The organism is Variovorax sp. HJSM1_2 (assembly GCF_049316285.1).
GTDB lineage: Bacteria > Pseudomonadota > Gammaproteobacteria > Burkholderiales > Burkholderiaceae_C > Rhodoferax_B.
Map to the genome: position 1 here is coordinate 100652 of NZ_JBMOXA010000016.1, position 7551 is coordinate 108202.

Annotated in this window: 8 protein-coding genes; 5 read left to right on the plus strand and 3 right to left on the minus strand. The window is 61.6% G+C overall.

The genetic code is table 11. From position 1 onward, the window contains the following. Window positions 1–37: 37 nt before the first annotated feature. Window positions 38–418 (minus strand): hypothetical protein, encoded by a 381-nt coding sequence (locus tag ACFQ95_RS17525; protein WP_422832996.1) that lies wholly within the window; start codon window positions 416–418, stop codon window positions 38–40. Window positions 419–792: 374 nt separating this feature from the next. Beyond that, entirely contained in the window at window positions 793–1752 is a 960-nt protein-coding gene (locus tag ACFQ95_RS17530; protein WP_422832997.1) for a LysR family transcriptional regulator, read from the minus strand. A gap of 97 nt (window positions 1753–1849) precedes the next feature. On the opposite strand from ACFQ95_RS17530, the gene ACFQ95_RS17535 reads away from it, so the two are divergent. The 3 genes from ACFQ95_RS17535 to ACFQ95_RS17545 all read left to right on the plus strand — a co-directional run bounded on the left by ACFQ95_RS17535 (window position 1850) and on the right by ACFQ95_RS17545 (window position 4704). Then, the gene (locus tag ACFQ95_RS17535; protein WP_422832998.1) at window positions 1850–2362 is read left to right on the plus strand and encodes an SRPBCC domain-containing protein; all 513 of its coding nucleotides are present in this window, start codon (window positions 1850–1852) and stop codon (window positions 2360–2362) included. 90 nt (window positions 2363–2452) lie between these two features. Next, window positions 2453–3550 (plus strand): NADH:flavin oxidoreductase/NADH oxidase, encoded by a 1098-nt coding sequence (locus ACFQ95_RS17540; RefSeq protein WP_422833000.1) that lies wholly within the window; start codon window positions 2453–2455, stop codon window positions 3548–3550. A gap of 80 nt (window positions 3551–3630) precedes the next feature. Further along, complete coding sequence (locus ACFQ95_RS17545; protein ID WP_422833001.1) at window positions 3631–4704, plus strand: YncE family protein; 1074 nt, start codon at window positions 3631–3633, stop codon at window positions 4702–4704. 7 nt (window positions 4705–4711) lie between these two features. Here the strand turns inward: ACFQ95_RS17545 and ACFQ95_RS17550 are convergent, their stop codons facing one another. Next, entirely contained in the window at window positions 4712–5362 is a 651-nt protein-coding gene (locus ACFQ95_RS17550) for a GntR family transcriptional regulator (protein ID WP_422833002.1), read from the minus strand. Window positions 5363–5585: 223 nt separating this feature from the next. Between ACFQ95_RS17550 and ACFQ95_RS17555 the strand changes: the two genes are divergently transcribed. Together ACFQ95_RS17555 and ACFQ95_RS17560 are read left to right on the plus strand one after the other, a co-directional pair. Beyond that, window positions 5586–6074: a TRAP transporter small permease gene (locus tag ACFQ95_RS17555; RefSeq protein WP_422833004.1), complete on the plus strand. Its 489-nt coding sequence runs from the start codon at window positions 5586–5588 to the stop codon at window positions 6072–6074. Window positions 6075–6081: 7 nt separating this feature from the next. Further along, on the plus strand, window positions 6082–7359 hold the full coding sequence (locus ACFQ95_RS17560) for a TRAP transporter large permease subunit (protein WP_422833006.1): 1278 nt from the start codon (window positions 6082–6084) through the stop codon (window positions 7357–7359). The last annotated feature ends 192 nt before the right edge of the window (window positions 7360–7551 follow it).

The following is a 7551-nucleotide window of genomic DNA, read 5'->3' on the forward strand; positions in this document are numbered from 1 at the left end:
GGTGTCCAAAGCAAGCGGCTTGGAGGCCTTGCTGAGCTTACTTGTCCTTGCCATGTCCTTTTCCGTGGCCTTTGTTCTTTTCACCTTTGTGTCCATCGTCGTGCTGGCTGTAACGCTGCTGGTACCAATCCTCTTGGACAAAATAGACTGGTACACCGCAGGCGTTGTACTTGCGGCAATGCTTGTCCCAATGTTTTTGGTGACCCGGCGGGATGCGCATGTAGACCGACTGCGGGCGCACAGTGCCGCGCTGCACCCAAATCGGCTCCGCCAGCACCACGGGTGGCGGCGCGGTGTTGCCCAGGTCTATACGTCCATAGAAGCCCGGCTGACCGATTTGTACGGCGACGTTCACGTCCGCTGCCTGCGCAGTTGAGGCCAGCAACAAGATGCCTAACACGGGGAGTATTTTTTTCATGGAAGACCTCGCTTGTTAGAAAGGGAGAGTGTCGCGTTGCATCTGAATCATAGAGACGTGAAACACTCAAGGAAAGCCCACCGAGCGATTGCCAGAGCCGCTTTGCAATGGCGGCCCGGTTGAGATTTGATTCACGTTTTTCTCCCCCGGGAAGCAACCATGGCCCTGAGAAAAGTCACGGCGAAGGGGCAGCATGGCATCTATCCATGCTGGAGTTCGCATTGTGTGGGTGCTTGGGTTTGGGTTTTCCAAGCGCCTCCAGGGCTGAGTTCATCGCTAGAAAAGGCTGGCAAAGAAAGACGGCTCTCCCGCAATGGTTGACGTGCCCGCTGAAAAAAGGCCGTGTTTTTTGCAGCCAGGCCCAGATCCGGTGTTTAACGCATTGCGGACCTGGTGGCGCCAAGCGCCGCAACGCCGGCCCCTGCGAAAACGCGGGGACCACAGGTCTGGAACAATAGCTCGCGTATCCAGCGGTGCCCAGGATCGCGGTGGCTACGTTCATGCCAGGTCACGGTTTTGCTGAAGCCGGGCACGTCTATGGGCGGCTCCAGCATCACCAGGCCGTCCACGTTTTCGGCCAGGCGTCTGGGCACCACCGCAATCAGGTCGCTGACACGCAGTATCTCGGGCAGCACCAGAAAGCTCGTGACCGACACCGTGACGCGCCGCTCGCGGCCAATGCTGGCGAGCGCTTCATCGGTCACACCCTGGAAAGAACCGCCCGAATACGACACCAAGGCGTGATCCAACGCGCAAAAACGGTCCAGGGAGATGCGTTCACCCACCGCGTCTGGGTGGCCCGAACGCAGTACACATACGTAGCTCTCGTCAAACAGGCGGCGCGCGTGTAATTCCGGCGGTGTGTACTCGGGCGAGAGCAGTGCCATGTCGACGTCGCCGCGCTCCAGTTGCGCTTGCAGCCGCTGGTGGTCCACGGGCAGCACGGCCACCCGAATGCCGGGTGCTTGGGTGCGCACTGCTGCCAGGAAGGGCACGACCACGGCACGCAAACCGTAGTCGGTCGATGCAATGGTCATGGTCATGCGGGTACTGGCGGGGTCAAAGGCCTGTGGCTGGAGCAGGCCATCGACGTCGCTCAGCAGTTGTTTGACTGGCCCGGCGAGTTGCAGCGCGCGTGCTGTTGGCACGATGCCGCGTTGGGCGCGCACAAAAAGCGGGTCGTCAAAACTCTCGCGCAGCCGGGTCAACATGCCGCTGACGGCGGGCTGGGTCAGCGCCAGGCGCTGTGCCGCACGCGTGACGTTGCGCTCGTCCAGCAAGGCGTCCAAAGCCTTGAGCAGGTTGAGATCCAGGCTCCTGATATCAGTTGGCATGATGATTTGAATAATGGAATGCGATTGGAGTTATTTCATCCTAGCACCCATCATTCAGTCACACCAATGTCTTTGAACTGATCTGAACTTCTCCTCCATGAGCGATATCCACTGGCCCCAAGGCTATTTGCCGGGCACAACTGACAACTATGTCTCCAACGAGATCACCGTGGCCGGCCTGAGCACCGCCGAGGTGTGGGCTCAGCTCAACAACACCGCCGCTTGGCCCGGCTATTACAGCAACGCCTCTGACATCCGCTTCCATGATGGCACCGGCCCCGAGCTGCGCCAAGGTGCGCGATTCCGTTTCACCACCTTTGGCTTTCTGGTTGAAGGCGAGGTGACGGAACATGTGCCGCCGACTGCTGGCCAAGCCGCACGTGTGGCCTGGCATGGCTGGGTGGAGGGCGACGCCGCCACGCGGCTGGATGTGCACCACGCCTGGCTATTCGAGGATTTGCCCGGCGGCCGTGTGCGCATCCTCACGCAAGAAACACAGAATGGCCAACCGGCGCGTGACCTGGCCAAGACCAAGCCCAACCCTATGCTGAACGCCCACCAGGAATGGATTGACGGGCTGGCCGCAGCCGCGCAACAAGCGCGCGTTTGAGCCTGCCCGGTTCACCCCCACCTATTTCACCCGCAGGCGCTCATTTGAGCGCCTGCGCCTATTTCGTTTTGAGAAAAATCTGAGCAAAAAATGTCTGCACTCTTCACCCCGTTTCAACTGAAAGACCTCACCTTGTCGAACCGCATCGCCGTGCCGCCGATGTGCCAATACAGTGCCGAAGACGGCATGACCAACGCCTGGCATTGGGCGCACTACGCCAGCCTGGCGCGTGGTGGCGCAGGCCTGGTGATCGTGGAAGCCACGGCGGTGTCGCCCGAGGGGCGTATCACCCCGGGCTGCACCGGCTTGTGGAACGACGCTCAGATGGAAGGCATGGCGCGTATTGCTGCGCGCATCAAAGAAGCGGGCTCGGTGCCCGGCATTCAGATTGCGCACGCCGGCCGCAAGGCCAGCGCCAACCGGCCCTGGGAAGGTGACGACCACATCGCCGAAGGTGATGCACGTGGCTGGGAAACGCTGGCCCCTTCGGCCGTGGCTTACGGCAGCAACCTGCCCAAGTTACCCAAGGCCATGACGCAAGAAGACATCCACCGCGTGACCGCCGACTTTGTGGCCGCAGCACGCCGCGCGCGCGAGGCCGGCTTTGAGTGGCTGGAGCTGCACTTCGCCCATGGCTACCTGGCGCAAAGCTTTTTCTCGGCACATTCCAACCAGCGCACCGATGGCTATGGCGGCTCGGCTGAAGGCCGCAGCCGCTTCTTGCTGGAAACGCTGGCCGCCGTGCGCGAAGTCTGGCCAGAAAACCTGCCGCTGACGGCGCGCTTTGGGGTCATCGAATACGACGGACGTGATGAACAAACCATGGCCGAGTCGATCGACCTGGTGCGCAAGTTTCGCGCGGGTGGCCTGGACATGCTCAACGTGAGTGTGGGCTTTACGGTGCCCGACACCAGTATTCCCTGGGGCAGCCCTTTCCTGGCACCGATCGCCGAGCGTGTGAAGCGCGAAGCCGGTTTGCCCGTGGCGTCGTCCTGGGGCATTGACGCACCCGACGTGGCGGCCCGTGTGGTGGCCGATGGCCAAATGGACCTGGTGATGATTGGCCGCGCACATCTGGCCAACCCGCACTTCCCGTACCAGGCCGCCAAACAACTGCAAGTCGAAAAGCCATCTTGGGTGTTGCCAGCGCCCTATGCACATTGGCTGGAGCGTTACCGCGCGCAGTAATGGTTTTGAAGCGGGTGGGTGATCTTTACAGAACCAATTGCGCGACGCTGAGTCCTTCAGACGAACAACGCAACATCTGAATGAACACCAACGTCCTCAAGCGCCAACACACTGGGCCAAAGATCACCCGCTTTCTCAAACTTTCTGCCGTGTTTTCGGCGGTGGCCATAGGCACTTTGTCTATCGCCGCCACGCAGATGCCGGCCAAGCCATTGCTGGTGCTGTCCAAGACCGACCACGTGTTGGAGATACGCGATGCGAACAGTTTTGCGCTGGCTGCGCGTGTACCGGTAGGCCCCGATCCCCATGAGATCGAGGTGTCGCCCGATGGCCGCACGGCCTATGTCTCCAACCCCGGCTACGGCGCGTTGCACCGCATCGACGTGATTGACCTGGTGGCCGGCCAGGCCAAGCCTTCCATTGACACCGCCCCGTTGATGGGCCCACATGGCTTGTCTTTTGTGCAGGGGCAACTGTGGTTTACCGCGCAGGGCTCGAAAGCGCTGGGGCGCTACGACCCGGCCACCGGCAAAGTGGATTGGACCATGGGCACAGGACAGGACACGACCCATCTGTTGCATGTCAATACCGACGGCAAACGCATCCAGGCTACCAATGCGGGCTCGGGCACGGTGAGCCTGTTTGAGCAGCGCCTGGTGCCGCCCGCCATGCCGCCCACGGGGGTGATGCCGGCCGAGGCCAAACCGCGCCTGGACTGGGTGCAGACCGTGGTGCCAGTGGGCGCGGGCGCTGAAGGTTTTGATGTGTCGCCCGATGAGCGTGAACTGTGGACCGCCAGGCCGGACGGCACGTTGGTGGTGGTCGACATCACTTCCGGCCAGGCGATGGCGAACATCGACAGTGGCCTGCAAGGCGCACACCGCCTCAAGTTCACGCCCGATGGGCAGCGTGTGATGGTGGTCAGCGTCAAAACCGGCGCATTGATGGTGCTGGATGCTGCCAGCCGCAAACCCATCAAGACCATGAGCACGGGGCGTGGCGCGGGCATCTATATGGATGCCAGTGGCAACCGTGCCTTCATCTCCTGCACGCCCGATGGCTTTGTGGCGGTGATCGATCTGGCAACATTGACCGAGACCGCGCGTTTGCCTGTGGCGCGCCCGGACGGCATTGCCATCGCCTCACCCCAGTGACGCCACATCACATCACGTCGCAAGCCGCGATGTAGCGCCCTTCGTTTTCCAGCACGTGCTCGTGTAGTTGCGCGCAGGCCTCGTCAATGTGGCCGTGTGCAATGGCATCCACCAGCACCTGGTGGCTGTCCACCATGTTGGGAATGGGCGAGCGGTGGCGCAAGGCCGTGAGCTGATAGCGAATCAGCTCGTATCCCGCGCGCAGGTACGGGTTGGCGCAGCAGGCCAAAAACTCGTAGTGAAAATTCATGTCTATGCGCGAGAGGCGGTCTACGTCACCGGCTTTTTCGGTGATCACCATCTCGTCGACATGCATCTGCATGCGCTTCAACAACTCGGCACGGTTCATGGTGGCGGCTTCGCGCAGCGCAGCGGTTTCAATCATGGCGCGGTAGCGGCACAACTGGCCGACCTGCTCCGGCGTGAGCTTGAACACAAAGGTGCCACGCTGTGGGTGGATGTCCACCAAGCCTTCAATCTTCAGCCGCACCAGCGCTTCTCGAATGGGCGTTTTGCTGATGCCCATGCGCTGGGCCAGCAGCGCTTCTGACACCTGTTCCCCCAGCTTGAGCTCCCCCAGCACGATGCCCTCGCGCAACCGGTCGTAGGCCAGGTCGGTGAGGGTTTGGGGTCTTTCAACGCGTAGTTGTTCGCTCATGTGATCTCCATCTTCTTGTGCGCCAAGTGTATAGGGTTTCCGCTAGCAAAAGATCTGAGATATCAGATACGATACGCCAACAACAAAATCCAACGAGGCATATGAAACCAGTACTCAGGCCCACCTTGGCGTGGCATCTCGGCCGTCTTGCGCGCGCCCTCCAAACCTTGCATCCGCCATGCGCGGACAGTGCCCAGCAAGGCAGCACGGCGAGGAAATTCCAATGAACCGCATCAAACAACTCGCAGAAATCCTGCTGGTGGTGGGCCTGGCCTGCATGGCGCTGATGGTGTTTGGCAACGTGGTGCTGCGCTACGTGTTCTCCAGCGGCATCACCTTTTCCGAAGAGGTGTCGCGTTTTCTGTTTGTCTGGATCACCTTTCTCGGCGCGGTGTTGGTGTTTGCGCAAGGTGGCCACATCGCCATGGGCACGGTGGTCAGTCGCCTGTCGCCCCTGGCGCGGCGTTGGTGTGTGGCGGTCTCCGGTGTGCTGATGCTGGGCTGCTGTGTGTTGATGGTCTGGGGCGGTTGGCACCAGACGGTGATCAACCTGAACAACTTCGCGCCGGTGAGCGGCGTGCCGCGCGGTGCGATCTACGCCGCCGCCGTGTTCGCGGGCATAGGCATTGGTGTCATCACCGTGCGCAACCTGGTGCTGCTGATGCGCGGCGCCTCGGTCGAGCAGTTTGCGCAAAACGCAGAAACGGAATGAGCACACCATGACCGTACTGATCTTTATTGCTTCCTTGCTGGGCGCCATGGCGCTGGGCATGCCCATCGCGTTTGCCTTGATGGTTTGTGGCGTGGCACTGATGGTGCACGTCGATATCTTCGATGCCCAGGTGCTGGCGCAAAACCTGGTGGACGGTGCCGACAGCTACCCGCTGATGGCCGTGCCGTTTTTCCTGCTGGCCGGTGAATTGATGAACGCGGGTGGTTTGTCGCGCCGCATCGTCGCCGCCGTCATGAGCCTGATTGGCCACGTGCGTGGTGGCCTGGGTTATGTGGCCGTGATCACGGCCTTGCTGCTGGCCAGCTTGTCGGGTTCGGCCATTGCCGACACGGCCGCGTTGGCCGCGCTGCTCATCCCCATGATGCGTGAGGCTGGCTACAACGTGGGTCGTTCGGCCGGGCTGCTGGCCGCAGGCGGCATCATTGCGCCCGTAGTGCCGCCGTCCATCGGCCTGGTGCTGTTCGGCTCCATCGCAGGTGTGTCGGTGAGCAAGCTGTTCATCGCCGGCATCATTCCCGGGCTGATGATGGCGCTGTCACTCATCCTCACCTGGTGGTGGGTTTGCCGAAAGGACGCGCCTGCGGCGCAGCCCCGAGCTGCTGCTGCCGTGCGCTGGAAATCCATCCGCGAAGCCGGCTGGGCGATGCTGCTGCCCTTGATCATCGTGGTGGGCGTGAAGTTTGGCGTGTTCACACCCACCGAGGCGGGTGTGGTGGCTGCAGTGTGTGCAGCACTGGTCGGCGCCTTGGCCTACCGCGAGTTGACCTGGGCCAAGCTCTACGAATCGACCTTGGCCGCGGCCCGGGTCTCTGCGGTGGTGATGTTTCTGGTGGCGGCGGCGCTGATCTCGGCTTGGCTCATCACCGTGGCGAACATTCCAGACGAGTTGATCAAGCTGCTGGACCCGTTCATCGGCAGCCCCGTGCTGTTGATGATCTTGATGCAAATCATCGTGCTCATCGTTGGCACCGCACTCGACTTCACGCCGACCATTCTGATCCTGACCCCCGTGCTCATGCCGCTGGTGCGCGCCGCGGGTATAGACCCGGTGTACTTCGGCGTGTTGTTTGTGATGAACAACGCCATCGGCCTGCTGACGCCCCCGGTGGGCAACGTGCTCAACGTGGTGTGTTCGGTGGGCAAGGTGGACATGGACGAAGTGATACGCGGCGTGATGCCCTTCCTCTTTGCCGAGACCGCCGTGCTGGTGCTGATGAGTGTGTTCCCGCACCTGATGCTGGTGCCGCTGCAGTGGTTGCGTTGATCTGCGCTGACCCTCAAAAAATTCCCTCAAACGAAACGGAGACAAAGCAAATGCGTAAAACCCTCACCCAACTCGCGCTCATCTCGGGCGTCGTCGCCAGCCTGCTGGCCGTCGCACCCGCCGCCATGGCACAAAGTGTGGCCAAGCTTGGCTACGGTGCTGCTGACGACCACCCCCAAGGCCTGGGCGCCA